Origin of the sequence: Allokutzneria sp. A3M-2-11 16, assembly GCF_024213555.1 — a bacterium.
Taxonomy (GTDB): domain Bacteria; phylum Actinomycetota; class Actinomycetes; order Mycobacteriales; family Pseudonocardiaceae; genus Allokutzneria.
Map to the genome: position 1 here is coordinate 1,655,740 of NZ_JANAVO010000001.1, position 26,735 is coordinate 1,682,474.

General features: G+C 70.3%; 26 protein-coding genes and 1 tRNA gene. 18 read left to right on the forward strand and 9 right to left on the reverse strand.

Going from position 1 to position 26,735, the window contains the following annotated elements:
• Positions 1-2: 2 nt before the first annotated feature.
• From clpB to NLX83_RS08360, 10 genes are all read left to right on the forward strand, one after another.
• A complete protein-coding gene (gene clpB / locus NLX83_RS08315) occupies positions 3-2,606 on the forward strand; it encodes an ATP-dependent chaperone ClpB (RefSeq protein ID WP_254234251.1) in 2,604 nt (867 codons plus the stop codon).
• A gap of 115 nt (positions 2,607-2,721) precedes the next feature.
• Positions 2,722-3,438 (forward strand): hypothetical protein, encoded by a 717-nt coding sequence (locus NLX83_RS08320; protein WP_254234252.1) that lies wholly within the window; start codon positions 2,722-2,724, stop codon positions 3,436-3,438.
• 60 nt (positions 3,439-3,498) lie between these two features.
• Entirely contained in the window at positions 3,499-4,086 is a 588-nt protein-coding gene (locus NLX83_RS08325; protein WP_254234253.1) for a Uma2 family endonuclease, read from the forward strand.
• Positions 4,087-4,148: 62 nt separating this feature from the next.
• A complete protein-coding gene (locus tag NLX83_RS08330) occupies positions 4,149-4,928 on the forward strand; it encodes an SDR family NAD(P)-dependent oxidoreductase (protein WP_254234254.1) in 780 nt (259 codons plus the stop codon).
• 88 nt (positions 4,929-5,016) lie between these two features.
• A complete protein-coding gene (locus NLX83_RS08335; protein WP_254234255.1) occupies positions 5,017-5,508 on the forward strand; it encodes a MarR family winged helix-turn-helix transcriptional regulator in 492 nt (163 codons plus the stop codon).
• Positions 5,509-5,527: 19 nt separating this feature from the next.
• Entirely contained in the window at positions 5,528-6,076 is a 549-nt protein-coding gene (gene pyrE, locus NLX83_RS08340; protein ID WP_030429981.1) for an orotate phosphoribosyltransferase, read from the forward strand.
• Positions 6,077-6,080: 4 nt separating this feature from the next.
• Positions 6,081-6,725: a TrmH family RNA methyltransferase gene (locus tag NLX83_RS08345; protein ID WP_254234256.1), complete on the forward strand. Its 645-nt coding sequence runs from the start codon at positions 6,081-6,083 to the stop codon at positions 6,723-6,725.
• Positions 6,726-6,787: 62 nt separating this feature from the next.
• A complete protein-coding gene (locus NLX83_RS08350) occupies positions 6,788-7,957 on the forward strand; it encodes a glycoside hydrolase family 76 protein (protein WP_254234257.1) in 1,170 nt (389 codons plus the stop codon).
• 11 nt (positions 7,958-7,968) lie between these two features.
• Complete coding sequence (gene purD / locus NLX83_RS08355; RefSeq protein WP_254234258.1) at positions 7,969-9,225, forward strand: phosphoribosylamine--glycine ligase; 1,257 nt, start codon at positions 7,969-7,971, stop codon at positions 9,223-9,225.
• Positions 9,226-9,246: 21 nt separating this feature from the next.
• Positions 9,247-10,245, forward strand: a complete 999-nt coding sequence (locus NLX83_RS08360; RefSeq protein ID WP_254234259.1) for a cation diffusion facilitator family transporter — start codon at positions 9,247-9,249, stop codon at positions 10,243-10,245.
• Here the strand turns inward: NLX83_RS08360 and NLX83_RS08365 are convergent.
• Positions 10,169-10,720, reverse strand: coding sequence for a DUF11 domain-containing protein (locus NLX83_RS08365; RefSeq protein WP_254234260.1), 552 nt, complete (start codon positions 10,718-10,720; stop codon positions 10,169-10,171). The two genes, NLX83_RS08360 and NLX83_RS08365, sit on opposite strands and share 77 nt — an antisense overlap.
• Positions 10,721-10,768: 48 nt before the next feature.
• Entirely contained in the window at positions 10,769-11,353 is a 585-nt protein-coding gene (gene dcd, locus NLX83_RS08370) for a dCTP deaminase (RefSeq protein ID WP_254234261.1), read from the reverse strand.
• 68 nt (positions 11,354-11,421) lie between these two features.
• On the opposite strand from dcd, the gene NLX83_RS08375 reads away from it, so the two are divergent.
• Positions 11,422-11,492: transfer RNA gene (locus NLX83_RS08375), tRNA-Gly, on the forward strand.
• Between the two features lie 57 nt (positions 11,493-11,549).
• Here NLX83_RS08375 and NLX83_RS08380 read toward each other — a convergent pair.
• Complete coding sequence (locus NLX83_RS08380) at positions 11,550-12,338, reverse strand: S1 family peptidase (RefSeq protein ID WP_254234262.1); 789 nt, start codon at positions 12,336-12,338, stop codon at positions 11,550-11,552.
• Between the two features lie 173 nt (positions 12,339-12,511).
• Between NLX83_RS08380 and NLX83_RS08385 the strand changes: the two genes are divergently transcribed.
• Positions 12,512-13,000, forward strand: coding sequence for a hypothetical protein (locus NLX83_RS08385; RefSeq protein WP_254234263.1), 489 nt, complete (start codon positions 12,512-12,514; stop codon positions 12,998-13,000).
• A 104-nt stretch (positions 13,001-13,104) separates the two neighbouring features.
• Here the strand turns inward: NLX83_RS08385 and NLX83_RS08390 are convergent, their stop codons facing one another.
• Positions 13,105-14,316, reverse strand: coding sequence for a DivIVA domain-containing protein (locus tag NLX83_RS08390; protein WP_305884171.1), 1,212 nt, complete (start codon positions 14,314-14,316; stop codon positions 13,105-13,107).
• A 167-nt stretch (positions 14,317-14,483) separates the two neighbouring features.
• On the opposite strand from NLX83_RS08390, the gene NLX83_RS08400 reads away from it, so the two are divergent.
• Both NLX83_RS08400 and NLX83_RS08405 read left to right on the forward strand, forming a co-directional pair.
• Complete coding sequence (locus NLX83_RS08400; protein WP_254234264.1) at positions 14,484-15,119, forward strand: TetR/AcrR family transcriptional regulator; 636 nt, start codon at positions 14,484-14,486, stop codon at positions 15,117-15,119.
• Complete coding sequence (locus NLX83_RS08405) at positions 15,116-15,601, forward strand: nuclear transport factor 2 family protein (protein WP_254234265.1); 486 nt, start codon at positions 15,116-15,118, stop codon at positions 15,599-15,601. The genes NLX83_RS08400 and NLX83_RS08405 overlap by 4 nt, the downstream gene beginning before the upstream one ends.
• Here the strand turns inward: NLX83_RS08405 and NLX83_RS08410 are convergent, their stop codons facing one another.
• The 3 genes from NLX83_RS08410 to NLX83_RS08420 all read right to left on the reverse strand — a co-directional run bounded on the left by NLX83_RS08410 (position 15,602) and on the right by NLX83_RS08420 (position 18,148).
• A complete protein-coding gene (locus tag NLX83_RS08410; RefSeq protein ID WP_254234266.1) occupies positions 15,602-15,802 on the reverse strand; it encodes a DUF433 domain-containing protein in 201 nt (66 codons plus the stop codon).
• 75 nt (positions 15,803-15,877) lie between these two features.
• Entirely contained in the window at positions 15,878-17,377 is a 1,500-nt protein-coding gene (locus tag NLX83_RS08415; protein WP_254234267.1) for a sodium:solute symporter family protein, read from the reverse strand.
• Between the two features lie 174 nt (positions 17,378-17,551).
• Positions 17,552-18,148 (reverse strand): TetR/AcrR family transcriptional regulator, encoded by a 597-nt coding sequence (locus NLX83_RS08420; protein WP_254234268.1) that lies wholly within the window; start codon positions 18,146-18,148, stop codon positions 17,552-17,554.
• A gap of 60 nt (positions 18,149-18,208) precedes the next feature.
• On the opposite strand from NLX83_RS08420, the gene NLX83_RS08425 reads away from it, so the two are divergent.
• From NLX83_RS08425 to NLX83_RS08440, 4 genes are all read left to right on the forward strand, one after another.
• A complete protein-coding gene (locus NLX83_RS08425) occupies positions 18,209-19,375 on the forward strand; it encodes an MFS transporter (protein ID WP_254234269.1) in 1,167 nt (388 codons plus the stop codon).
• A 161-nt stretch (positions 19,376-19,536) separates the two neighbouring features.
• Entirely contained in the window at positions 19,537-19,899 is a 363-nt protein-coding gene (locus tag NLX83_RS08430; protein ID WP_254234270.1) for a LysE family translocator, read from the forward strand.
• Positions 19,900-20,031: 132 nt separating this feature from the next.
• Positions 20,032-21,864, forward strand: a complete 1,833-nt coding sequence (locus tag NLX83_RS08435; RefSeq protein ID WP_254234271.1) for an acyl-CoA dehydrogenase — start codon at positions 20,032-20,034, stop codon at positions 21,862-21,864.
• A gap of 206 nt (positions 21,865-22,070) precedes the next feature.
• Entirely contained in the window at positions 22,071-22,439 is a 369-nt protein-coding gene (locus NLX83_RS08440) for a hypothetical protein (protein ID WP_254234272.1), read from the forward strand.
• Positions 22,440-22,498: 59 nt separating this feature from the next.
• On the opposite strand, the gene NLX83_RS08445 is transcribed toward NLX83_RS08440, so the two are convergent.
• Positions 22,499-23,281: a DUF1206 domain-containing protein gene (locus NLX83_RS08445; RefSeq protein ID WP_254234273.1), complete on the reverse strand. Its 783-nt coding sequence runs from the start codon at positions 23,279-23,281 to the stop codon at positions 22,499-22,501.
• A gap of 96 nt (positions 23,282-23,377) precedes the next feature.
• Positions 23,378-26,662 (reverse strand): VanW family protein, encoded by a 3,285-nt coding sequence (locus NLX83_RS41800; protein ID WP_254234274.1) that lies wholly within the window; start codon positions 26,660-26,662, stop codon positions 23,378-23,380.
• Positions 26,663-26,735: the final 73 nt, after the last annotated feature.

Below are 26,735 nucleotides of genomic sequence, written 5' to 3' on the forward strand. Positions count from 1 at the left end.
GAATGGACGCTTTCAATCCGACCACGAAGGCCCAGCAGGCGATCTCCGCCGCGATCCAGGCGGCGACCGTCGCCGGGAACCCGGACGTGGGCACCGTGCACCTGCTCGGCGCCCTGCTGGCGCAGGCGGACGGCCTGGCCGCGCCGCTGCTGACCGCGGTCGGTGCGGACCCCGGGCAGATCCGGGACGAGCTGGACAAGCTCGCCACCGCCCTGCCCGCCGCCTCCGGCACGACGGTGAACGCGCCGAACTTCTCCGGCGACGCCGTCCGCTCGATCACCCACGCGCAGCACCTGGCGACCGAGATGGGCGACGAGTACGTCTCCACCGAGCACCTGCTGGTCGGCCTCGCCGCCAAGGGCGGTCAGGTCGGCGAACTGCTGGTGCGGCACGGCGCCAACGCCGACGCGATCCGCGAGGCGTTCGCCAAGGTGCGCGGCTCCGCGCGGATCACCAGCCCGGACCCCGAGGGCACCTTCAAGGCACTGGAGAAGTACGGCGTCGACCTGACCGAGCGCGCCCGGCGCGGCGAGCTGGACCCGGTGATCGGCCGCGACGCGGAGATCCGCCGCGTGGTCCAGGTGCTGTCCAGGCGCACCAAGAACAACCCGGTGCTGATCGGCGAGCCCGGCGTCGGCAAGACCGCCATCGTCGAGGGCCTCGCGCAGCGCGTCGTCGCCGGTGACGTGCCAGAGTCCTTGCGCGGCAAGCGGGTCATCTCGCTGGACATGGGCTCGATGGTGGCCGGGGCGAAGTTCCGCGGTGAGTTCGAGGAGCGGCTCAAGGCCGTGCTCAAGGAGATCACCGACTCCGCGGGCCAGGTGATCACCTTCATCGACGAGCTGCACACCATCGTCGGCGCGGGTGGGACCGGTGACGGCGGAGCGATGGACGCGGGCAACATGATCAAGCCGATGCTCGCGCGCGGCGAGCTGCGCATGGTCGGCGCGACCACGCTGGACGAGTACCGCAAGCACATCGAGAAGGACCCGGCGCTGGAGCGGCGCTTCCAGCAGGTGCTGGTCGGCGAACCCAGCGTGACCGACGCGGTGGGCATCCTGCGCGGGCTGAAGGAGCGCTACGAGGTCCACCACGGCGTCCGGATCACCGACAGCGCGCTGGTGGCCGCCGCGACGCTGTCCGATCGCTACATCACCGCGCGGTTCCTGCCGGACAAGGCGATCGACCTGGTCGACGAGGCCGCGTCCCGGCTCCGGATGGAGATCGACTCGCGACCGGTGGAGATCGACGAGGTCGAGCGTTCGGTGCGGCGCCTGGAGATCGAGGAGATGGCACTGTCCAAAGAGGACGATGCGGCCTCGAAGGTCCGGCTGGACGCGCTGCGCTCGGAGCTGGCCGAGCAGCGCGAGGCGCTGGCCGGGCTGACCGCGCGCTGGCAGAACGAGAAGGGCTCCATCGAGCGCGTCCGCGAGCTGAAGGAACAGCTGGAGCAGCTGCGCGGGGAGTCGGAGCGGGCCGAGCGCGACGGTGACCTGGGCCGGGCCGCCGAACTGCGCTACGGCCGGGTTCCCGCGCTGGAGAAGGAGCTCGACGCCGCGACCGCGGTCGTGACGGCACCCGACGCGGACGTGATGCTGAAGGAGGAGGTCACCGCCGACGACGTCGCCGACGTGGTCAGCGCGTGGACCGGCATCCCCGCCGGACGGCTGCTGGAGGGCGAGACCGCCAAGCTGCTGCGGATGGAGGAGGAGCTGGGCTCGCGGGTGATCGGCCAGGCCGAGGCCGTGCGCGCGGTCTCCGACGCGGTCCGCAGGGCCCGCGCGGGCGTCGCCGACCCGGACCGCCCGACCGGCTCGTTCCTGTTCCTCGGGCCCACCGGCGTCGGCAAGACCGAGCTGGCCAAGGCGCTGGCGGAGTTCCTGTTCGACGACGAGCGGGCGATGATCCGCATCGACATGAGCGAGTACGGCGACAAGCACACGGTCGCCCGGCTCGTCGGCGCTCCGCCCGGCTACGTCGGCTACGACCAGGGCGGTCAGCTGACCGAGGCGGTGCGGCGGCGGCCGTACAGCGTGGTGCTGCTGGACGAGGTCGAGAAGGCCCACCAGGACGTCTTCGACGTGCTGCTGCAGGTGCTCGACGACGGCAGGCTGACCGACGGCCAGGGCCGCACCGTGGACTTCCGCAACGCGATCCTGGTGCTGACCTCCAACCTCGGCTCGCACGCGCTGACCGACATCACGCTGGACGACGAGCAGCGCCAGGAGGCGGTGCTCGGCGTGGTGCAGCGGCACTTCAAGCCGGAGTTCCTGAACCGGCTCGACGACGTCGTGGTCTTCCACCAGCTGGCGACCGAGGAGCTGACGTCCATCGTGGACATCCAGGTGGCCAAGCTGGCCAAGCGCCTGGAGCAACGGCGGCTGCGGCTGGAGGTCACCACGGCGGCGAGGGACTGGCTCGCGCTCAACGGCTTCGACCCCGTCTACGGGGCGCGACCGCTGCGCAGGCTGGTGCAGTCCGCCATCGGGGACCAGCTCGCCAGGAAACTACTGTCGGGTGATGTTCGTGACGGTGCCGCCGTCTTCGTCGATGTGACGGACGACAACTCGTCCTTGCAGGTCAGCGCGGGGAAGCAGGTGGAGTAGTCCGGTTGCACCCGGCTGGGTGAGATCGTCCACGTGCGGGTTTTGTGGCCAATTCGAAGCCCGCGAGCGGCCCGCGTCCTACGTTGTGGCCGATCTCACCGCTACGCTGCGCAGTGTGGGTTTCCCAGCGTGGATCTGGTTCCTCATCGCCGTCGTCGCGGCCGTTGCGGGTCTCGCGCTGCTCGCCGGAGATCGGGCGCAGCGCACGGCACGCAATCGTGAGCGCCGCAGATGGGCGGCGTTGCGCGGTTGGCGCTTCGCCGAGAACGACCACGCGCTGCTGACGCAGTGGCAGCACGGCGGCCTCGCCTTCTCCAAGTCCGGCGGGGCCACCGACGTGGTCACCGGATCGATGTTCACCGCGGACGGCCGCAGGCTCGTGCAAGTGATGGACCACGAGCAGGGCAGCAAGGTCACCATGGTGCTGGCCGCGGTGAAGCTGCGCCGCTCCGTGCCCACCGTGCTGGAGCTGTGGGAGCCGAGCGTGCCCTTCGCCCGCGAGCGCGAGGCGGAGCTGGACCTCTACGGCCCGGTCGGCAACCGCTACGGCTTCACCGCGGACATGGCCGTCGCCCACCCGTTGATCACGCCGGAGTTCGTCGAGGCCGTCGACGAGATCGGCGACGACGTGATGGTGGTGTGGCTGGAGGGCACCTGGGTGCTCGCCGCCGCGCCGCCCAACGCCGACCCGGCGCGCCTGGAGCGGCTGCTGTCGGACCTGGGCGAGGTCGCGGACTTCGTGGACCCGTTCGACTCCGACCCGAACGCGCATCCCCCGGAGGACGCCGAGGTCTACCGCCCGACCTCCGCCCCGCACCACTCCGAGCACTGAACCCGCAGGCCACCGGCCCGCCTGTGGGACACTGGCACGAAGCCGCGCCTGGAGGTGAGCATGTCCGCCGCAGTGGACCACCCGATGATCGGCCCGCACACCGTTGAGGAATGGCTGGCCCTGGATCCTCCCGGTGACGGGTCCCGCCATGAGTTGATCTTTGGATACTTCCACGTGACTCCCGCACCCGCTGGCGAACACCAGCACTTGGCTTACCGCCTGGCTCGACTGGTGGACGACGCCCTCCGGGCCGCAGGACGGTCGGACCTGTTCGTGGTCCCGGCCGTGAACGTCAGGATCTCCACGGCCTGGCGGACCGGGTTGATCCCGGACGTCGTGGTGCTGACGCGAAAGCCGGTCGGCGTGTCCTTCGCCGCCGAGGAGCTGGCACTGGCCGTGGAAGTCTGGTCGCCGGGCAACACGCGGGACGAGCGCGAGACCAAGCTGGCGGGCTACGCCGGCGCCGGTGTGCCTTTCGTGTGGACGATCGACCAGCCGAACGATCTGAACGCCCTCCCCACGCTGACCGCCTATCAGCTCAAGGACGGCCAGTACAGCGCGGAGAACACCGTCAGGACCGCTGGTCCGGCAACGGTCACAGCCGCTCCGGTCCCCGTCGTACTGGACTTGGCCGAACTCGACGCCTAGCCGTGGGCGGGGTTTTCCCACGGGGTGGTGTGCGGGCTGTGCACGGGCGTTAACCTGGAGTTATGCCGACTGCGCTGGTCACCGGTCCCACTGCTGGCATCGGAGCCTCCTTCGCCCGCCGACTCGCCGCCGAGGGCCACGACCTCGTGCTCGTCGCCCGCAACGGGGACCGGCTGGAGGAGTTGGCCGACGAACTGCGCGAACGGCACGGCATCCACGTGGAGGTGCTGCCCGCCGACCTCGCCGACGAGAAGCAGCGCGGCATCGTGGAACTGCGGCTGGCCAACCCGGACGCCCCGGTGGACCTTCTGGTCAACAACGCCGGTTTCGGCACGGGCAAGGAGTTCTGGGACTCCTCGATCGACGAGCTCCAGTCGCAGCTGGACGTCAACGTCACCTCCGTGCTCCGGCTGACCCACGCGGTGCTGCCGGTGATGAAGGCCCGCGGCCGCGGCGCGGTGATCAACGTGTCGAGCGTCGCCGGGTTCTTCCCGGAGCGCGGGTCGGCGTACTCGGCGAGCAAGGCGTGGGTGACGACGTTCTCCGAGGGGCTGGCCGCGGCGCTGACCGGGACCGGGGTCCGCGTTGTCGCGCTGTGCCCCGGGTTCACCCACACGGAGTTCCACGAACGGGCCTCGATCGACATGTCGAAGGCGCCGAGGTGGGTGTGGCTGGAGGCCGACCGCGTGGTGCACGAGTGCCTCAGCGATCTCCGCCGTGGCCGGGTGATCTCCGTGCCGGGCGCGCACTACAAGGCCGCCATCGGGGTCGGCCGGTTGCTGCCGCGGTCCCTCGTGCGGATGGTGATGAACCGGGCGGGCGTCAGCCGACTGAAGCGGTGAATGGCTCACCGATTTCCTGCTTCGGCGGTGTGCTCCTCGCCGAAACGTCCTAGGGTGCGCATGATCGGCGTGATGCGGAGGGGCGGCGGTGGACTACACGGGAGAGATTCGCCGGCAGCCCATCGGCTACTGGATCAAGCGCACCGGCGAGGTGCTGAACAGCACGATCGACAAGCGGCTGCGCGACGCCGGGGTGAGCAGGCAGCACTGGCTGGTGCTGTGCCTGGTCCGCGAGGCTCCCGCGGGGGCGACCAGGGACCAGTTGCACGCCTCGCTGCGCAGCCTCTCCGACCCGGTGCTCGACGAGATCATCGGCGATCTGTGCGCGCGCGGCTGGCTGGCCCCCGAGGTGGACCCGCGCTCCGGCGTGGTGCGGCAGACGCTGACCGAGCTGGGCCGCGCCGGGCAGCTCAAGCTGGCGCTGGTGATCAGCGGGGTGCGCAGGCAGTCGCTGGACGGCATCTCCGAGGACGACTACGAGTTCATGATCGAGTGCCTGAAGAAGATGATCAGCAATCTCGGCGTCGAGCCGGGCGAGGGGCCCAAGACCGGCAACCGCTCGAAGCCCGCGCGGACCTGACGTGCGAGGCTAACCGCTCGTGACCGTCGAAGTGGATCCCACCGCCAAAGCCGAACTCGCCAAGCTCGTCAGCGAGCTCGCCGTCGTGCACGGCAAGGTCGTGCTCTCCTCCGGTGCCGAGGCCGACTACTACGTCGACCTGCGCCGCGCCACGCTGCACCGCACCGCGGCCCCGCTGATCGGCAAGCTGCTCGGCCAGCTCACCGCGGACTGGGACTTCTCCGCAGTCGGCGGGCTGACCATGGGCGCCGACCCGGTCGCCTGCGCGATGCTGCACGCCGCCGAGCGCGACCTGGACGCGTTCGTGGTGCGCAAGGCGTCCAAGGCGCACGGCCTGCAGCGCCTCGTCGAAGGCCCGGACGTGACCGGGCGCCGCGTGCTCGCGGTGGAGGACACCTCGACCACCGGCGGCAGCGTGCTGACCGCCGTTGCGTCGCTGCGCGAGGTCGGCGCGGAGGTCATCGGCGTCGCGACCGTCGTTGACCGCGACACCGGGGCGCGGGAAGCGATCGAAGCCGAGGGGCTGCCGTACCGGTCGCTGCTCGGCCTCGCCGATCTCGGCCTGTAGCGCCGTGTCCGAACCTGGCCCCACCGAATGGGGCGTGGAGCCGGTGGGCGTCGGTCCGTGGGAGGGCCCGCCGCCCACCGGTGAGCACTGGGACCCCGAACTGCTGGCGGAGGGCGACCGCCGCAACGTTGTGGACGCATATCGCTACTGGAGGCGCGAGGCGGTCGTCGCGGACCTGGACACCCGCAGGCACCCCTTCCACGTGGCGATCGAGAACTTCCAGCACGACCACAACATCGGGACCGTGGTGCGCACGGCCAACGCGTTCGCGGCGAAGGCCGTGCACATCGTCGGCCGGAAGCGGTGGAACCGGCGCGGCGCGATGGTCACCGACCGGTACCAGCACGTGCTGCACCACCCCGACGTGCGCGGGCTCGTCGAGTTCGCTCGCGCCGAGGACCTGGCGCTGGTCGCGGTGGACAACACGCCCGGCTCGGTGCGGTTGGAGCGGGCGAAGCTGCCCGATCGCTGCGTGCTGCTGTTCGGCCAGGAAGGGCCCGGTCTCTCGGAGGAGGCCCGCGAGGCGGCGGAGCTGCTGGTGTCCATCGCGCAGTTCGGCTCGACGCGGTCGATCAACGCGGGTGTGGCGGCGGGCATCGTCATGCACGCGTGGGTCCGGGAGCACGCGGATCTCGACACGGCCTGGTGATATCGCGTGTCGCAACGTGAAGGACGCCCGCTTCCGGGGGTTCCAGGGGCGACCATGACGCCGTGACCGGCGACGGGGTGCCTGAACTGTGGGCCGCGCGGGCGGCGGTGGCGGAGGTCGCCATCGTGGGCAGACACCTGCGCCAGGTCTGGGGCACGCCCGGCACCCGGCTCGGCATGACCCGCTGGCCCCCGGAGACGGGGCACCGGCTGCACGCGCACTGGCACTACGGCTGGCAGGCGCAGTTGCTGGACTGCGCCGTGGACGCGGCCGAGCGCACGGACGACACGGCGCGCAAGGCGACCGTGGTGAAGCTCGTGCGCGGTATCCGGCTGCGCAACCCGCACGGGTGGGTGTCCGGGAGGCACGACGAGCTGGCGCTGATGGGGCTCGCGCTGCTGCGGGCGCGAAAGCTGACCGCGATGCCCAAGTCCACCGCGCTCGTGGCGATCGCGTCGAGGCTGCGCGCGGCGTGGACCGATCACGCGGGCGGCGGCCTGTGGTCCGAGCGCGGCGGGTCGGTGAAGGACGCGGCCACCAACGCTGCGTTCGCGATCCTCTTCACCGGGCTGGCCGAGGAACTCGGCGACCGCGCCGATCTCCAGCGGGCGCGGTCGGCGGTGGAGTGGCTGGCGGAGCGGTTGATCGATCCCGAAACGGGGCTGCTCGCGGAGTCCGTCGACACGACGGACGACGCCGTGTCGGAAGTCACATCCACTCACTCGCAGGGGTTGCTTGTCGGTGCGTGCGTCGCGCTCGCGGGAGCGACCGGGGAGGGCCGCTGGCGCGAGCTGGCCGAGCGGACGATCACCGCCGTCTCCGACCACCTGACGAACTCGGGAGTGCTGCGCGGCAACGGTGGTTCGGATTCCGGACTGCACGCGGGGATCTGTGCGCGCCACCTCGCGGGCGCGGCGATCGCACTCGACGGTGCGGCGGCGAAAACCGCTGCCAGCATCGTGTACCGCTCCGCCGAAGGCGCGTGGCGGAACCGGGCCGCGGTACCCGGCGGACCGCTGTTTGGTCCACAGTGGACAGTTCCGGCGGTCGGCCGCCTCGGCCCGTTGCCCGCACGCCTGGCCGAGCAGCTGGAGGGCATCGGCAGGGACTCGCGGTGGGAGTGCGACCTGTCGGTGCAGGTCTCCGGTTGGACCGCGGTGGAGGCTGCCGCGCGCCTCGCCAGGCACGGCGTGCCCGAGCGCGAGTTTCGCGCGGTGCGCCGGGGCATCTAGGGTTGCTCACCGTGCGCGTCCTCGTAATCGGCGCAGGTGCCCGCGAACACGCCCTGCTCCTCGCACTGTCCCGCGACCCGAGCGTGACCGCTCTGGCCTGCGCGCCCGGCAACGCCGGTACCGCCGCGCTGGCCGAGACCTACGGCGTCGACGCTGTCGACCCGTCGGCGGTCACCAGGCTGGCCAAGGAATGGCGAGCGGACCTGGTGGCCATCGGCCCGGAGGGCCCGCTGGTCGCGGGCGTGGGTGATGCCCTGCGCGATGCGGGTATCCCGTGCTTCGGCCCGACCAGGGCGGCCGCGCGGATCGAGGGGTCCAAGGCCTTCGCCAAGGACGTGATGACGGCCGCGGAGGTGCCGACCGCCCGGAGCGAGGTCGTCGACAACCCCGCACGGCTGGACTCCGCCCTCGGCCGGTTCGGCCCCACCTGGGTGGTGAAGGACGACGGTCTCGCCGCGGGCAAGGGCGTCGTGGTGACCGCCGACTTCGACGCGGCGCGGGCGCACGCCATGCGGCTGCTCGACGACGGCCACCCGGTCCTGCTTGAGTCCTTTTTGGACGGTCCTGAGGTGTCGCTGTTCTGCCTCGTGGACGGGACGACGGCGGTTCCGCTGCTGCCCGCGCAGGACTTCAAGCGCGTCGGCGACGGCGACCTGGGCCCGAACACCGGAGGCATGGGCGCGTACGCGCCGCTGCCGTGGGCGCCGGAGGGCCTGGTCGAGGAGATCATGGACCGCGTCGTGCGGCCGGTGGTCGCCGAACTGGCCCGTCGCGGCACCCCGTTCTCCGGCCTGCTCTACGCCGGGCTCGCGCTGACCAGCGAGGGCGTCCAGGTCGTGGAGTTCAACTGCCGCTTCGGTGATCCGGAGACCCAGGCGGTGCTGGCGCTGCTGCGCACCCCGCTGGCCGGACTGCTGCTCGCGGTGGCCAACGGGACGCTCGCCGAACAGCCCGCGCTGGACTGGGCGGAGGGCTCCGCGGTCACCGTGGTCGTCGCGGCGGAGGGCTACCCCGGTCGCCCGCGCACCGGCGACGTGATCACGGGCAGCGACCTCGACGGCGTGCTGCACGCGGGCACCCGCAGGCGCGACGACGGCGCGGTGATCTCCGCGGGCGGGCGCGTGCTGTCCGTGGTGGGCACCGGCGACGACCTGGACGCGGCCCGCGACGACGCCTACCGCAAGATCGCCAGGGTGCACCTGACCGGCTCGCACCACCGCACCGACATCGCGCTGCGCGCGGCCCAGGGCCAGGTGGCCGCACTCTGACACGCGCCCTACGGTTTCGTAGTGGCGCAGCAGCGGGAGAACGGCGGCGAGAGCACCTTCACCGTGCTCGTCGCGCTGGCGGTGAACTTCGGCATCGGCGTGATGAAGGCGTTCGCCGGGGTGGTGACGGGTTCGGCGGCGTTGCTGGCCGAGGCGGCGCACTCCGTCGCCGACACGTTCACCGAGGGCCTGCTGCTGACCGCCCTGCGCCGGTCGGGGCGGCCCGCCGACCGCAGGCACCCGTTCGGCTACGGCAAGGAGCGCTACTTCTGGTCGCTGCTCGCCGCGGTGTCGATCTTCGTCTCCGGCGCGCTGTTCGCGTTCATCGAGGGCTTCGAAACCCTGGCCGGGGAGAACACCGAGCAGACCTCCGCGTGGGTCGGATACCTGGTGCTGGGCTTGGCTTTCGCGATGGAACTGGTGTCGTGGACGCAGGCCGTGCGCCAGGTCCGCAGGGACGCCGCGGAGGACGAGCGGTCCTTCACCGAGTACCTGCGGGTCTCCGACGATCCGACCGTGAAGACGGTGTTCCTCGAGGACACCGCCGCCCTCATCGGCTTGGTCATCGCCTTCGCGGGCGTGGGGCTGCACGACCTCACCGGCTCCGCGATGTGGGACGGCGTCGCCTCGCTGCTGATCGGCGTGCTGCTCGTGGTCGTCGCGTACGTCCTGGGGCGCAGCAACAAGGCGCTGCTGATCGGCCGCCAGGCCGACGTGCGGCTCGTGCGCGAGGTCCACTCCAGACTGCTGGCCCAGCCGGAGGTGGAGGCCGTCGCCGACCTGCTCACCATGCTCACCGGCACCGACCAGGTGCTGCTGTGCGCCAGGGTGGACTTCGTCGATTCGCTGACCGCCGCCGAGCTGGAGCGGGCCTGCGTGCGCATCGACGCGGAGCTGCGCGCCGGGATCAGCGAGCTGGACGAGATCTTCCTGGAGCCGGTGCCTAGGACGGATCCGGAGCTGCGGGCGCGGGTGCTGGCTCGCTACGGCGATCTTGCCCGCCGCTTCGACAGGGATTGATCGCCACCAGCAGCGCGCCGACCAGGACCATGCCGATTCCCACCAGTGGCAAGGGTTCCAGCTCCACACCGGCGGAAGCGAGCACGTCCGGCTGAGCGCCCGGTCGCGGTGCGACCGTCTCGACCTGCGGCCGGTGCACGATCCCCTTGGTGTCGTAGGTGGCGCGAACGGGCTTGTGCTGCGGGTCCACCGCCGTCACCGTGACCGTGCCCGGTGGGCTGTAGTCCTCGACGACCGCGCCGCAGGTGTACCTGCGCTCCGCACCCGGCGGCAGCGGCTCGGCGAAACTGTTGCCGCACACCGCGTCCTCGTCGTCGTCGATCGAGACCTGGGTGAGCGGGACGTCGCCGGTGTTGCGGACGGTCACGGTGAACGTGGCCATCTCGCCGGGCGTGGTCGGACTGCCTTCCTTCACCACTTCGAGGCCCGGGATGACCGGTACTTCCGGTTCGCTGCGCGGAAACGGGACGAGCACGGCGCCCAGTCTGGCCCGGTCCCGATCACCCCGCCGGTCGGGGTCGGCTCACCTGCGCGTGTCCACCCGGTGGAAGTTCAGGTACGCCCGCGACTGCGTCGGCCCGCGCTGGCCCTGGTACCGCGAGCCCGTCGCGCCGGAGCCGTAGGGGTTCTCCGCCGGGCTGCTCAACCGGAACAGGCACAGCTGGCCGATCTTCATGCCGGGCCACAGGGTGATCGGCAGATTGGCCACATTGGACAGTTCCAGGGTGATGTGGCCGGTGAAGCCGGGATCGATGAACCCGGCGGTGGAGTGCGTCAGCAGACCGAGCCTGCCGAGCGAGGACTTGCCCTCCAGGCGACCGGCGAGGTCGTCGGGCAGCGTCACCAGCTCGAAGGTGGAGCCGAGCACGAACTCCCCCGGGTGCAGCACGAACGGCTCGGCCTCGTCGGCCTTCTCCACCAGCGAGGTCAGCTCGTCCTGCTGGAGCGCCGGGTCGATGTGGGTGTACTTCGTGTTGTCGAAGACCCGGAAGAAGCGGTCCAGTCGCACGTCGATGCTGGACGGCTGGATCATGTCGACGTCGAAGGGGTCGAGCCCGAGGCGGCCCGCCTCGACCTCCTTGCGCAGGTCCTGGTCGCTGAGAAGCACGGCGCCAGACTAGCCGCACCCTGCGCTCCCACCGGGGGGCCCGTCTGTGTATGCTCGTGATCGCGAATGCGGGTGTAGTTCAATGGTAGAACGACAGCTTCCCAAGCTGTAGACGCGGGTTCGATTCCCGTCACCCGCTCTTCATGACGAAGGCCCAGGTCAGAGCACCTGGGCCTTCGTCATTTCCGGGTCGGCGTCAGGTGCCGACGTGCTGGTTGATCCAGCTCAGGTAGGCGTTGTCGTCGACGTAGATGGACGGGTCGACCGCGCAGGTGGCGACGGTGCCGCCGAGCCTGCTCGTGCTGCCCGCCAGCTGCCAGCGCCCGGCCGCCTTGACGATCTGCGGGCCACCGGAGTCACCGAAGCAGGCGCCCTTGTTGCCGCCGGGGTTGTTGGTGCAGAGCTCCTTCGGCCCGTCGATGGAGAAGCACCTGGAGTCCGCGATCACGGAGGTGTCCAGCTGCTGCAGGGTGGTCGGGGCGTTGCCGCAGCCCCGGGTCGGGCACATCAGGCCCCAGCCCAGGAGCCTGGTGGCGGTGCCGACCGGCGGTGAGGTCGCGGCGATCGAGATCGGCGCGGCGGCGGCCGGCTTGGACAGGTGCACGAGTGCGATGTCGTTGCGGATGAAGAAGATCTGGCTGAACTCGGGGTGGATGACGAAGCGGTCGGGAAGGGCCACCTCACCACCGCTGGTGCGGTTGGTGGAGCCGATGCGGAACTGGAAGTCCGCCGGGTTCACGTTGGCGACGCAGTGGGCCGCGGTCAGCAGCCACTGCGGTCTGATCAGGGAGGCGCCGCAGCGGTGCGCGCCCCCGTTCCGGCTCTGCATCGAGGCCATGAAGCCGTAGGTCTCACTCGCGGGGCTGCCGCCGACGATCATCGGGGTGACCTCGTCGGCCGGCTCCTGTGCCGCTGCGGCGGGCAGCGCCGTCGCGACCAACGCGGCGACGGCGAGCAGGGTGCCCACCACTGAACGTGCCCTCATTCGTGTTCCCCTTCCGGAAGGGCCCGACGAAAGTAGCCAATACTTTCGACGGGCGACTGAACGCGCTATCTCGATACGACGTTCACCGTCTTTTCAGGCACAGCCAAAAGCTTTACGTTCCGGACTAGACGTCCCCTGCGTCCTGAATATCCCTGCGTTTAAAGGACACGTCAATGAGAAGACTTGTTTTGGCAGCTCTGCCTGTCCTGGTCGCCTCGATGCTCGGCTTTTCCGACGCCCCGGCCGCCGACGCGACGCCGGTGCTGCACGCCCAGGTGGCAGCGGGCGAGCAGCCCCCGGTCGAGCTCGACACCGACTCCGGGGTGCGGCTCTCGCCCGACGCCCCCATCGCCTGGAGCATGACCGCCAGCTGCAACCCCTGGGCGAGCGTGATCCGCCAGGGCGCCAACCACTGGGGCGGCGGCAGGCTGGTGGAGCGGGCCGGTGGCGTTCCGGTCCGGTGCCAGACCAGCTACATCACCAACTGCGGGGTCCCGCGCGCGGTCGGCTGCAACTACGGCGGCCGGTCCATCGCCCTCATGCCCAACGGCACCAGGAGCCCGGGCGTGCTCGCCGCGCACGAGTTCGGCCACTTCTGGTACGGCCACAGCCAGGGCTGCGCGAGTTGGAACAACGTCATGGGCACCCCGATGTGCAATTGATCTCGGCGCACCGGAAACCCGTTCCCAGGATAATGGGATAATGACAACCAGTTAATCGAGACGGGCCCCGAGTGATCACTCGGGGCCCGTCTTCGGAAAAGGATCTAGTGCCGGGCGGGGGGTGCCGGGAAGAAGCCTGAGTGCTGCGCCCGCGGGGCGGTGCGGGGAGGCATGCGGGGCACCGGGCGGAGCCGCTCGGTCGGCATGACGCCGCTCCAGCGGACCTCCAGCAGGTCCAGGAACGCGTCCACCTCGCCGTTGTCGTAGCCGCCGTGGCCCGGCGCGGGCGAGTGGAAGCGGATGTGCTGCACGTCCTTGAGCGTGATGGCGTCCTCGCCCTGCAACGTCGCCTCGACTCGGTCGAGGAACTGGTCCACCTCGATCTCGTCGTAGCCGACCTCACCGGGGCGGGGGCGGTGGAAGGCGACCTTGCGGACGTCCTCCGCGGTCAGCATCGGCATCGGTTTCGGCTTGCTGCGCGGTGGCAGCTGCGTCAGGGAGAGCGCGAGGCGGTCCAGCAGCGCGTCGACGCCGTCCGCGTCGTAGCCGGGCTTGCCCCGGCGCGGCGGGGTGAAGCGGATGTCGGCGACCTGCTGCGGGGTGATGGAGTCCTTGCCGCGCATGGTCGCCTCGACGCGCGCGAGGAACGCGTCGACCTGCTTCTCGTCGTAGCCCCGGCCGCCGGGGACGGGTGGGCGGAACGCCTGATCGCGGACCTTGTCGCGGACCGGGGGCGCCTTGCGCTCGGTGATCTCGGTGGGGCGATCGGCCAGCTCGTCGTCGTCGAGCTGTTTGGCGAGGCGGGCGAGGAAGGCGTCCACCTCGTCCTCGTCGTAGGCGTCACCGCGGCGCTTGGCGGACTTGAAGCGGGCGGCGCGGATCTTCTCCGCGGTCAGCGAGTCGTCGCCGCGCAGGGTCGCCTCGATCCGGTCCAGGAAGGCGTCGACCTCTTCGTCGTCGTAGCCCGCCTTGCCGCGGCCCGGTTTCTTGAACACGACCTTGCCGATGTCCGCGGCGCGGATGCGGCTCGCGGCGGGCTTCTCCTGGGGTACGTCGTCGTCGGCCCGCCCCTTGAGCGTTGCCATCGCGCGGTCGAGGAAGTCGTCGACCTCGTCCTCGTCATAGCCGCGGCGGCGCCACCGCGCGGGCGGGAAGCGGACTTCGAGGATGTCCTTCGGAGTGAGCGTGTCCTTGCCCCGGAGGGTGGCCTCCACCCGATCGAGGAAGGCGTCGACCGCGTCATCGGAATAGCCCCGCTCACCGCGCGGCGGTTTCGCGAACGCCGCGGTACGGATCTCTTCCGGGGTGAGTGTCATGACTGCCGCCGCCTCATGCTCTGTCCTGCCCCGACTACCCGCCGTCAACACGTCGAGCCACACTTTGCCCAATCGGGCGATGCACATCAAGGCTTGTCAGGCGGCAAATGCTTGATGTGGGCGGTTTACCTGACAGCCGTCAGGTAGGCGGGTAAGCTACCTAACCAATGTCAGGTAACGCGGGATCCACCCCCAGGAAACGGCTCCGGCCGGACGACCGCCGCGCGCTCATCGTCAGCGCCGCGATGGAGGTCTTCGCCGTCAACGGCTACGACAGGGCGTCCATGCGCGCGGTCGCGAAGGCCGCGGGGATCAGCACGCCGGTGCTCTACGACCACTTCCCGTCGAAGGCCGGGCTCTACGCGCACCTCGTCGAGTCACAGGCGACCGCGTTCATCGAGCACTGGTCCGCGCAGGAACCGGCGGAGACACCGGAGCAGCTGGTCACCCGGTCCCTCGACGCGATCTTCGCGTGGATCGAGGGCAACGAGCACGCGTGGCGAATGATCTTCCTGGACTCGCCGGGCGACGCCGAGGTGGCTGAGGCGCACCGGCGCGGACAGGAACTGGCCACCCAGCGGCTGACCGAACTGTTCCACCGCATCCCCGAGCTGTCCCTCTCGGTGGACCTGGAGCGCGCGCGGGCCGACGAGGTGCTGGCCGAGTCCTCGAAGTGGGCGGTCAACGCCCTGGCGGCCTGGTGGTGGCGCAACCGCGACGTGAGCCGCGAGCAGATCGTGCTGCTCGCCCGCGACCTGTTGTGGCGGGGATTGGCGTCGACGACGAGGAGTGCACCGACATGACCATGGAAACCACCGAGACGTTCCGGCGCGCGACGGAGACCGGCGACGTCGAGCTGGCGATGTCCACGATGTCCGAGGACGTCGTGCTGCGGTCACCGCTGACCGACCGCGGCCGCTTCGCCGGGCGCGAGGACGTGCGCGCCGTTTTCGAGGCGGCGTTGAGCAGCATCGAGGACATCCGCTTCCACACCGACATCGGCGACGACCGCCAGCGCGCGTTGTTCTACCGCGGACGGGTCGGCCGCACCGCGATCGAGGAGTGCTCGCTGGTGCGGCTCGACGACCAGGCGCGCATCGTCGAGCTCACGATGTGGATGAGGCCGTTGCCCGGCATCACCGCCGTGATGGGCGCGCTCGGCCCCAAGATCGCGCGGAGCTTCGGGAAGCCGAAGCTGGCCGTGCTGCTGTCGGTCCTCACCAAGCCGTTGCAGGTGATGGTGGGCTCCGGCGACCGGCTGGCCGCCCGCGTGCTCAAGCGCTGATCAGCGCGAGCCCGCGTGCTGGAACTCGACGCAGGCCAGGATGTCGGCCGGGGTCAGCTCCGGGTGCCGCTGGATGATCTCCTGGTCGCTCAGGCCCTGGCAGACCAGCGCGACGATCGCGGACACCGAGATCGTCGTGCCCGTCACCACCGGAACGCCCTGGAGCACGTCGGGGTCCATTGAGATCTCCGAAAGAGCCACGGGCCCATCATCGACCATCGCCGCCGGTCAAGACAAACAGCCCCGGGCTTCGGGGCTGTTCGCCTCGACCGCGGATCAGGAGGTCCTGACCGTCGCGACCTCGTCGGTGGACAGCGAGTCGATCAGCTCGTCCCGCCTGGTGTCGCGTTCCGGGCGGAGCAGCCCGACCACCACGTAGAGGACCAGCGAGGTCAGCAGCGGGAAGGCGACCAGCGCCTCCTTGTCGACCGCGACCCCGTTCTGCTGGCTGATGTAGAGGAAGGCCCAGACCCCGAGCCCGCCGACCACCGAGGAGATCGCCGCGCTCGGCCCCATCCGGCGGAACCACGGGAGCAGGCCGAGCATCAGCGGCACCGCGATCGGCCCCATCGTCGCCGCGACCAGGTCCACCACGATCTTGAGCACCCAGCCCTGGCCGCCCGAGGTGACGGCGATCAGCATGCTCACCCCGATGAACAGGAACGTGGTGATCCGCGCCAGCCGCAGCTGTTTGTCCGCGGTCAGGTCCCGCACGCCCTTCCACAGGTGCGGCAGCATGTCCCTGGTGATCACCGCGGAGATCACGTTGGCGTCGGAGGACACCATCGCCATGGTGTGCGAGAAGAACCCCGCGAGCACCAGGCCGATCATCCCGGCGGGCAGCATGATCTTGCCGAGCTCGATGTAGGCGTCGTCGGCCGTGGCCAGGCCGGGCACGATCAGCGGGGCCGCCCACATCGGGAAGAACAGGATCAGCGGCCACACCAGCCACAGCGCGCTGGAGAGCAGCGCGGAGCGCTTGGCGGCGGCCCCGTCCGGCGCGGCCATGTAGCGCTGCGCCAGGTTCCACATGCCGCCGTTGTACTCCAGGGTCTTGATGATGAACAGCGCCATGAAGAACGTCGCGGTGTAGGGCTCGCGCAGCGGTTCGCTGTTGGCCGCGGGCAGCTGGCCCCAGATCTCCCACATGAACTGGATGCCGCCGAAGTGCGCGGCGACGGCGGCGAACATGACGATGCCCGCGGCGGCCTGGATGATGAACTGGCCGAAGTCGGTGAGCGCGTCGGCCCACAGGCCGCCCATCACCGAGTAGACCATCGTCACCACACCGACGATCACAATGCCCCAGGTGATCGGCACCCCGGCGAACCCGCGCAGCAGCACGGCGACCGCGGCCCACTTCGCCGCGATGTCCACGACCTTGAGCAGGGTGCCCGCCCAGGCCATCACCTGCTGGGTGGGCAGGTTGTAGCGGGTGGCCAGGTACTCCAGCGGCGAGGCGACGCCGTGCTTGGCGCGCAGGCGGTTCCACCGCGCGGAGAACAGGAAGGCACCGATCCCGATGCCGACGCCGATGGTCAGCGCCCACCACACGTAGACCGTGAGGCCGAGCCGGTACGCCTCGCTGGCGAAGGCCACGAACATGACGGCGCTGTAGCCGGACATGTGGTGCGAGATACCGGAGAGCCACCACGGCATTCGCCCGCCAGCGGTGAAGAAGTCCAGCACGTTCCTGATGCGCGTGCGGGACCACCAGCCGATGCCGACCATCACGAAGAAGTACCCGCCGACCACGATCCAGTCGAGGGTCCCCATGAGACCTCCCAGGGTTGTGCGCGAAGCCTGCGCACCGCGAGGGCACCGGGGGCCGTTCGGCGACGACGGGAGCTGGCGGACTCCCTTGCCCCTCGGCATCCGCACGGGATTGCTGAGTGGCTTACGTCATACGGCGGGGACGCTGGTTAACGGAATGGTCACGGGCGAACTGAGTCACACTCGTGACTGTTGTTCATGTATGTGAGTCACGGCGGCCTGGGCGAAGTCCCCGATGTGCTTCCGGAGCCGGTCTCGGCCGTCCTCGGTGTCGACGTCCTCGCCGAGCACGAGCCTGGCCATCTGCGGCACGACCACCGGCCACGAGCACATCGCCATGAACATGAACATGTACGGCGCGGCCTCCTCGGCGGTCTCCAGGCCGAGCGCGTCGGCCATCGCCTGGTTCTTGCGCACGTAGTGCTCGACCCGGCTGCGCCGGTTGGGACAGGAACCGCCGCCCTGCATGCCCTCCCAGACGAGCAGCCGCACCAGGTCGGGCTGCTGCCGGTGGAAGTCGTGCACGCGCCGCACGTACGCGCCGATGTCCCGGCCCGGCGCGCCGACGAACTCCATGACCTCGTCCAGCACCTCGTCCAGCACGGCGTCGAAGAGCTTGTCCTTGCTCCCGAAGTAGCCGTAGATGCGCTCCTTGCTCACCCCCGCGCGCTCGGCGATGCGGTCGACGCGCGCACCGGCAGCCCCGTGAGCTGCGAATTCAACCCGCGCGGCGGCGAGCAGGCTGGCCTTGGTGGCTTTCGGGTCCCTGGACATGCGCCAACGCTACCAACTGGTTGGTTGACTACCAACCGGTTGGTTGGTTAGCGTCCTCGCATGCATTCGCCCCCTGCGCTCGCCGAGCGGCGGACCTTCGCCCCGCTCGGCCGGACCGTCACCGCGTTAGGCGTGGCCGCCGTGCTCGTGGTGAGCCAGCTGTACGCGTCCATTCCCCTGTCCGCCTTGACCGCGGCCGATTTCGGTGTCGCGGAGTCCGCACTGGCGTGGTCGTCCACCGGCTTCGGCCTGGCCTACGCCCTCGGTTTCCTGTTCCTCGGCCCGCTGTCCGACCGCTTCGGCCCGGGGCGGGTGATGGTCGTCGGGCTCGCGGTGGCCGCGGTGACCACCGCCGCGGTCGCCATCGCGCCCGGGGTCAGCGCGCTCGTCGTGCTGCGCGCGATCCAGGGCTTCACCGCGGCGGCCTTCGCCCCGGCCGCGATGGCCTACGTCGCCGAGCAGATCGACCCGCGGCGCCGCGCGATCGCCTACACGATCTTGACGAGCGCGTTCGTCTCGTCCGCGGTGATCGGCCAGGTTGGCGCGCAGTTGCTCGGCGACCTGGCCGGCTGGCGCGCGGTGTTCGTGGTGAGCGGGATCGGCCTTTTCGCTTGCGCTGTATGGAAAAAGCTCGCGCTGCGAGCGGATCTGGTGGAGCGCCCTGCCGTGAGCGTGTCGCCGTGGCGCGTCATGCTCGAACTGCTGCGCAACCGACGGCTGGTGCTCCTGTTCGCCGCCGCGTCGACCTTGCTCGCGGGCTTCGTCGGGGCCTACTCCGGCATCCAGATCACCGGGCTCGCCGACCACGACGGTCTGCTGTGGCTGCGGGCCAGTGCTTTGCCCGCGATGGTGCTGACCGGTGTGGCCGCGCCCTTCGTGACCAGGCTCCCCGCGCCGCGCAGAGCCGTTGTGGCCCTTGGGTTTTCCGCCGTGGGCGCTGCCATCACGACCGTCTCCGGCGGCAGCCTGGTGCTGATCGGCGTCGGCATGTTCCTGTTCTCCGCCTGCGTGGTGGCCGCCGGTCCCGCCCTGGTCGAGTCGATCGGCGACAACGCGGGCCCGGCTCGCGCGACGGCCGTCTCCATCTACTCCTTCGTGCTGTTCATCGGCGCGAGCCTGGGCCCGCAGCTCGCGGTTGCCTTGCACAGCGCCGGTTTCGTGGTGATCGCGCTGGCCGTCACCGCCCTGCTCGCGCTCGGCACCGTGCTCGCCCGCCTCGCCCGCTAGCGGGTTCGCCTGTCTTCAAGTACCCCGCACCCCCGCTCACACGGTCTCAAACCGCCCCCAACCTCGGCGACGACGCGGGGTTGGGTGCGGTTGAAGACGTTCTCGGTGGTGGTTCGGGGTACTTGAAGACGCCCCAACCACCGTGCGGTTCAGGTTGGTGGATGGGTGGGGGTTTGGTGAGCGGGCGGCGGCACGAGGAGACGACGGCCCAGGCGGTGCAGCGCGGGTTGTTCGCCTCCTACCGCGCCGGACTGGTGGCGAACCTGGCCAATCCGAAAGCGGCCGTGCTCTATCTCGCACTGCTCCCCCAGTTCCTCCCGGTCGGCGGGGACGTCCTGAGCGGAACGGCGGTGCTGGCCGCGGCGCAGATGGCGCTCAGCGCGTCCTGGTACACGCTGGCCGTGGGCGCCGTGCGGCGGTTCCTCGCCCGGCCCGGCGGGGGTGTCCGGGTGGATCAGCTCAGCGGCCTGGTGCTGGTCGGTATGGGTGTACGCATGGTGACGCTCGGTCGAACCGCGGGCTGAGTTCACCCGCTTGTGACATCAGTTCCCTTGGCCACCGCTTGCTCCGAGTTACCCATGGGTAATATCCTGTTGTTACCGGCTAGTAGGGCGCGTCCCTCGGCCAGCAACCCGCGATGACCCGGGAGCAACGAGATGGGCCACTACAAGAGCAACCTGCGCGACCTCGAGTTCAACCTGTTCGAGGTGTTCAAGATCCAGCAGCGGCTGGGCAGCGGGCCGTTCGAACAGGCCGACGAGGACACTGCCCGCGGTGTGCTGACCGAGCTGAACACCCTGGCCACCGGGCCGCTGGCGGACTCCTTCGCCGACGCCGACCGCAACCCGCCGGTCTTCGACCCCAAGACGCACTCGGTGACGCTGCCCGAGAGCTTCAAGGCCTCCTACCAGATGCTCATGGACGGCGAGTGGTGGCGGCTCGGCGCGATCGACGAGCTCGGCGGCTTCGGCATCCCGGCCACCGTGCAGTGGGCCGCGGGCGAGCTGATCCTCGGCTCGAACCCGGCGCTGTTCATGTACATGGCCGGGGCCAGCTTCGCCTCCATCGCATACTCCAACGGCACGGACGAGCAGAAGCACTGGGCGCAGCTGATGCTCGACCGCGGCTGGGGCGCCACGATGGTGCTGACCGAGCCGGACGCGGGCTCCGACGTGGGCGCGGGCCGCACCAAGGCCGTGCAGCAGGCGGACGGCACCTGGCACCTGGACGGCGTGAAGCGCTTCATCACCTCCGGCGACCAGGACATGACCGAGAACATCATGCACCTGGTGCTGGCCCGCCCCGAGGGTCCCGGCATCGAGGCCAAGCCCGGCACCAAGGGCCTGAGCCTGTTCCTGGTGCCCAAGTTCCACTTCGACCCGAAGACCGGCGCGCTCGGTGAGCGCAACGGCGCCTTCGTCACCAACATCGAGCACAAGATGGGCATCAAGGTGTCCACCACCTGCGAGCTGACCTTCGGCCAGCACGGCGTGCCCGCCCAGGGCTGGCTGCTCGGCGAGGTGCACGACGGCATCGCGCAGATGTTCCAGGTGATCGAGCACGCGCGGATGATGGTCGGCACCAAGGCGATCGCCACGCTGTCCACCGGCTACCTGAACGCGCTGGAGTACGCCAAGGAGCGCGTGCAGGGCGCGGACCTGACGCAGATGCTGGACAAGGCCGCGCCCCGGGTCACCATCACCCACCACCCGGACGTGCGGCGCTCGCTGATGCTGCAGAAGTCCTACGCCGAGGGTCTGCGCGCGGTCTACCTCTACACCGCGTCCTTCCAGGACCAGATCCGCGCGGGCGAGAACGTGGAGCTGGCCAACCGGGTCAACGACCTGCTGCTGCCGATCGTCAAGGGCGTCGGTTCGGAGCGGGCCTACGAGATGCTGACGCACTCGCTGCAGACGCTCGGCGGCTCCGGATTCCTCCAGGACTACCCGATCGAGCAGTACATCCGCGACGCCAAGATCGACAGCCTGTACGAGGGCACCACGGCCATCCAGTCGCTGGACTTCTTCTTCCGCAAGATCGTCCGCGACAAGGGCCAGGCGCTGGGCTTCCTGGCCAACGAGATCCAGCAGTTCATCGCCAACGAGAACGGCAACGGCAGGCTCAAGGAAGAGCGCGCGCTGCTCAAGCAGGCCCTTGAGGACGCGCAGGGCATGCTCGGCACGCTGATCGGGTTCCTGACCTCCTCGCAGGAGGACCAGCGCAACCTGTACAAGGTCGGCCAGAACAGCGTCACCCTGCTGATGAGCATGGGTGACCTGCTGATCGGCTGGCTGCTGCTGAAGCAGGCCGACGTGGCGATCGCCGCGCTGGACTCCGGCCCGTCCGCGAAGGACCGCTCGTTCTACGAGGGCAAGGTCGCGGCCGCGGGCTTCTTCGCCAAGAACGTGCTGCCGGAGCTGTCCTCGCGGCGCAAGATCGTCGAGAGCACGGACAACTCGCTGATGGAGATGGACGAAGCGGCGTTCTGATCTCCCCACGATCCCGGTCGGGAAGAGAAGCGGCGGTGCCGGTGACGGCACCGCCGCTTTTTTGCTGCGCCAAATAACAGTTCGGATCAAAGCAAAAGCATTGGCCTGCCGCGAAACAGGAATTAGCCTGCACTCTTCGTCGTCATTGGGGCTCATTGGAGCGAATTATTTCCATGTCTACGTCATTTTCACGTTTCGCCGCGGCAGTGATCACCGGCGCCACCCTTCTCGCCCTCGGCGCGGTCGTTCCCGCGGCCCAGGCCGCCCCGGCAGGCCAGAAAGAATGCGCGAACAGCCACAAGCCCGACAGCAAGATCAAGGTGTCCAGGGCCGACGCCGTCGTGGTCAGGCCGAAACCGGTCAAGAGCGAGGCAGGTGCCCTCGACCAGTTCCACCGGGGTGAAACCGTCACCACCGTGAAGGGTCATTGGGACGGCAAGAGATGCGTCAGCATGGTCGAGAACGGCCAAAATCAGGACGTGTGCGGCACGGGCGATCCGACCCAGCGGTATTACGTGGTGTGGATCGGGCGCTACAAGCAGGTGGGTTACGTGCCCGCGGGTTGTTTCTGGTGACAGCCGTCGTTGGGTGATGCGAAAGGGCGGTACCCACGGGGTGCCGTCCTTTCGCCGTCTCAGGGCCTGCGGCAGCGGGCGTCGGCGAAGCAGTAGACCCCGAACGCCGCGAGCCCCAGAGCGACGGCGAGCAGGACGAAGACCCCGAAGGGCAGCGCGGCGAGCTCCCGCAGGGCCTGGTCCAACCCGCCCGCGCGGTTCGGATCGGCGGTGAAACCCGCCAACGCCAACAGGATTCCCACCACGGCGAAGGCGATCCCCTTGGCCGGGTAGCCGGTCATCCCGAGGCGCCGCGTCCAGGTCCGCGTGCCCGCGGGCAGCCTGGTCAGGTCGAGCTCTTCGAGGAAGGTCCGGCGCACGCCCTTGAGCACCGCGGCGACGCCGACACCGAACACCACGGCGGCGATCGCGGCGACGATCCACGGCCCGCCCGGCAGCGCGAGCAGTTCCGCGGTGAGCGTTTTCTGGCTCTGGTCACCGGATTCCTGGCCCGCGCCGATCAGGAAGTTCACCGCGATGACGGCGAGCACGATGCCCGCCACCCCGCGCGCGGCCGAGGTGCTCCGCTTGATCGTGCGCTTGCGCTGGTCGGAGATCCAGCGATGGCCGAAGAAGGCGCTCAGCAGCTGCCAGACCGCGAACGCCGCGAGTCCCGCGGCGAGCGCGATGAGCAGCGCGACGCCCAGCGGCTGCGCGGCGATCGTGGCCAGCGCGCCCTTCTGGTCCGCCTCGGCCGGGCTGTCGCCGAGCGCGACCTGGACTGCCAGCCAGGCCACCACGAGGTGCACCAGGCCGAAGCAGGCCATGCCCACCCGGCCACCGATCTCGACGGCTCGTTCCACCCAGAAGAGATGCACCTCGCGCCACAAGGTGAAACGGGCCGTTCGGAGCAAAACGAAGGGGCCTCCCGACTGGAAGGCCCCTCGTCGTGCTCCGGCTCAGCCGCCCGCGGGCGGCGGGGCGCAGACGACCTTGTGCTGCGGGTTGTAGCGGACCGTCCGCTCCTCACGGCGCACGGTGCCGGTCGTGAGGTCCCTGATGGTCCTGGTGTCCTTCACGCTGAAGCCGCCCGCGCCGCCGCTCGCCGTGCAGGGCTGGCCGTGCGGGATCTCCTTGACCTGCGGGGCGGTCTGGGCGAACGGCTCGCCGGTCTGACCGGTGACCTCGTAGGTCTTGGTGCCCCACATCTTCACGGTGATCGACGAGGGCGTCCAGACCGTTTGGATCAGGATGCCGGTCTTGCTGTCGTTCTTGAACTTCACGTCGATCACGCTGCTGCCGTTGGGGTTCTGGAAGACCGTGGCCTCCCGGCCCTTCGGGTAGCGCGAGATGTAGAAGCTGTGCTCCTTGTGCGCCACGTCCACCATGCCCGCGTGGTACGACGCGTTGTAGAGCGTGGTCGCCATCTGCGAGACACCGCCGCCGACCGCGCGGCTCAGCTCGCCCTTCTCGATGATCGCGGCCTCGACGTAGCCGGTCGCCGCGGTGCGCGGACCGGTGCGGCCGTTCATGCTGAAGGTCTCGCCCGGCTTCACGATCGCGCCGTTGATCTGCTCGGCCGCCCGCCTGATGTTGCGGCCGGAGTCCGCGGCGAAGCCCTTGGTGTCGAACTCCGCGACGAGCTGCTTGATGCCGAGCGCGTTGGCCTGCTCGGTGGTCAGCTTCGCGGGCAACTGCGAGTAGGTGGCCTTGATCTGCCGGTCCTGCGGCTTGCGCAGCACCTCCAGCGCGCCCGCGAGGGTCTTCTCCCAGTCGACGCCCCGGCCGTCGGTCGACGGCTTGACCACCGGCTTGCCGCCCTCGATGACGATCTCGGCGTCCTTGCCGGGCTTGTCGGTCGACGCCAGCTGCGGCCGGGCGACCTCGGCGATCTTCGGCACGTCCAGCGAGGCGGTCAGGCCGCCCTTGCCGTCGGACTCGAAGCGCATCGCGTTGCCGATCGCGACCGGCTGCACGATGGCGTTGCCGCCCTCGCCGAGCACGGTCAGCGGGCCGGACACCGCGGGCTTGGCGATCTCTTCGAGCGCCTTGCGCACGCCCTCCGGGGTGGACGTGACGGGCTCGGCGATCGCGGGCAGCTGCACCCGGCGGCCGCTCGGCCAGTCCGACTTGAGCACCGGGACCGCGCCAGCGGCGTCGAGCTTCTGGCCGGGCTTCGGGTCGATCGGCTTGGGCTTGCCGTCGGTGAACTCGATCGTGCCCTCGGCGGGCAGGCGGTCGGTCACCTCGCGCAGGTGCTCCAGCGCGCCGGTGACCTTGCCCTCCTCCGCCGCGGTGACCACACCGAGCTCGGTGGTGGTGAAGAAGGACGCGATCCTGGTGAACGGGTTGTAGGACTGCTCGCCCGCCTGGTCCAGGGTGCCCTTCCAGTTCATCGTCAGCCCGGCCTCCTGCGGGGAGATCTCGGTGTCGACGTCACCGACCCGCAGCGCCACCGGCTTGCCCAGCCTCGGCTCGATCTGCTCGCGCAGCTTGCGCTCGGCCGAGGTCCGGTCCAGCCCGCCGACGTCCACGCCCGCCACGGTGATCCCGCGCGGCACGTTGCCCTGGGTGAGCAGGAGGTCGCCGACGTAGAGCACACCGAGCAGGCCCACCACGGAGGCCGCGGCGAGCAGGATCTTCCTGCCGCGCCCGGCGCGCTCGTCCCCGCCGTCGTCCTCCGGCAGCGGGTCGATCGCGTCGTCGACCGGTGGCGGCGTCGGGGGCGGAGGCGGCGTCGCCGGGGGCTTGGCGTTGAACACCGAGGTGGCCTTGGCCGGGGCCACGGTGGTGGTGGCGTCGATCTTGGGGATGCGCACGGTGTCCGAGGTGGGGTCGACCGGGCGGCCCGCGCCGAGCCCGCTCAGCGCCTCCGGGCGCACCGCCGTGGTCGCCTGGTCGATGCGGCTGGTGCTCTCGTCACCGACCGGGCGGACGAACGTGGTCGTCCGCTCTGGCTTCTGCGGGTCGCCGACCGGGCGCGCGAAGGTCGTGGCCTGCTCGGGGCGCGGGGTCTCGCCGGTCGAGCGCGAGAATGTCGTTGCCTGCTCAGGCTTCTGCGGATCGCCAACCGGCCGGGCGAACGTGGTCGGCTGCTCCGGGCGCGGGGTTTCACCGGTCGAACGGGTCGGCAGGTCGGGCTTCTGCGGGTCACCGACCGGGCGCGCGAACGTCGTGGCCTGCTCCGAACGCGGGGTCTCGCCCGTTGAACGCGAGAACGCCGTTGCCTGCTCGGGCTTCTGCGGATCACCGACCGGCCGGGCGAACGTCGTGGCCTGCTCGGGGCGCGGCGCGTCACCTGCGGAACGGGTCGGCAGGTCGGGCTTCTGCGGGTCACCGACCGGGCGCGCGAACGTGGTCGCCTGCTCCGGACGCGGCGCGTCACCGGTCGGACGGGTCGGCAGCTCGGGCTTCGGGTTCGGCTGCGTGTCGGCGACGGCGTAGGTGAACGGCGTTGGCTGCTCGGGCTTCTGGACCTCGCCAGCGGGGCGGGCCTCGTCATCCGAGCGCGCGGGCCCGGCCTCGGGCTTCGGTGCGGACGGGAGTTGTTGGAACACAACGGTTTCCGTCTGCTCCGCGACGTTCTGGAACAACGCGGCGCCGGAGACCGTCTCCTTCGAGGCGTCAGCGGGCTTCTGCTGCGCGGCCTCGGGCCGCGGCCGGTTGACCGGACCGCTGTCATGCCGCTGCGGCTGCTGCACCGGCGGCTGCTCGCGACGGACCGGACCGCTGTCGTGGCGCTGCTGCGGCTGCTCGCCCTGGAACTGGACGTTCCCCGGCTGCTGCTGGGACCACTGCTGACCCGGGTTCCGCGGCGGCTGCGGGGTCCTGGGCTGCGGACCGCTGTGGTGCACCGGCGGCTGACCGGGCGCGCCGAACGACGACGGCTGCTGCGGCTGCGGCGTGTTGTAGTGCACGCGAGGCATGCCGTCCGTCGGCGCGATGCTCTGCGGCATGCGCGGTTGCGGTCCGCTGCGGTGGACCTGAGGCGCGGGCACCTGGGGCTGCGGGGCCGGAGGTACGGGCGGCTGCGCGGCGGCCGGGGTCGCCGGGGTGTCCTTGGCGGGCTCGGGTGCCTCGGCCCCGAGCTTCGGCGCGGACATCCACTGGATGCGCTTGGTCGTCCGCTCGGCGCTCACGGGGCGCTGTTCCGGTCCCGCGGGGTCACCGCCAGCGGGTGTCGACGCAGCCGGTGATGAGTCGTGCTCCGGCTGCGGGTCGGGCCTCCCGTTGTCGTCCGACACCGCGTTCCCTCCTCCAAGTGCGCTCGGGATGCACGCGCCGGCCTAGCGGCCGACGAAGACTCCGAGAACACGA

Coding starts and splice junctions, on each gene's coding strand:
- NLX83_RS08325 (WP_254234253.1), top strand. CDS start 3,499: ATGTCCGCCGCAGTGGACCACCCGATGATCGGCCCGCACACCGTTGAG.
- NLX83_RS08430 (WP_254234270.1), top strand. CDS start 19,537: ATGGGTGGGGGTTTGGTGAGCGGGCGGCGGCACGAGGAGACGACGGCC.
- NLX83_RS08425 (WP_254234269.1), top strand. CDS start 18,209: ATGCATTCGCCCCCTGCGCTCGCCGAGCGGCGGACCTTCGCCCCGCTC.
- NLX83_RS08405 (WP_254234265.1), top strand. CDS start 15,116: ATGACCATGGAAACCACCGAGACGTTCCGGCGCGCGACGGAGACCGGC.
- NLX83_RS08330 (WP_254234254.1), top strand. CDS start 4,149: ATGCCGACTGCGCTGGTCACCGGTCCCACTGCTGGCATCGGAGCCTCC.
- NLX83_RS08385 (WP_254234263.1), top strand. CDS start 12,512: ATGAGAAGACTTGTTTTGGCAGCTCTGCCTGTCCTGGTCGCCTCGATG.
- NLX83_RS08435 (WP_254234271.1), top strand. CDS start 20,032: ATGGGCCACTACAAGAGCAACCTGCGCGACCTCGAGTTCAACCTGTTC.
- NLX83_RS08380 (WP_254234262.1), bottom strand. CDS start 12,338: ATGAGGGCACGTTCAGTGGTGGGCACCCTGCTCGCCGTCGCCGCGTTG.
- clpB (WP_254234251.1), top strand. CDS start 3: ATGGACGCTTTCAATCCGACCACGAAGGCCCAGCAGGCGATCTCCGCC.
- NLX83_RS08420 (WP_254234268.1), bottom strand. CDS start 18,148: ATGTCCAGGGACCCGAAAGCCACCAAGGCCAGCCTGCTCGCCGCCGCG.
- NLX83_RS08400 (WP_254234264.1), top strand. CDS start 14,484: ATGTCAGGTAACGCGGGATCCACCCCCAGGAAACGGCTCCGGCCGGAC.
- NLX83_RS08415 (WP_254234267.1), bottom strand. CDS start 17,377: ATGGGGACCCTCGACTGGATCGTGGTCGGCGGGTACTTCTTCGTGATG.
- NLX83_RS08390 (WP_305884171.1), bottom strand. CDS start 14,316: ATGACACTCACCCCGGAAGAGATCCGTACCGCGGCGTTCGCGAAACCG.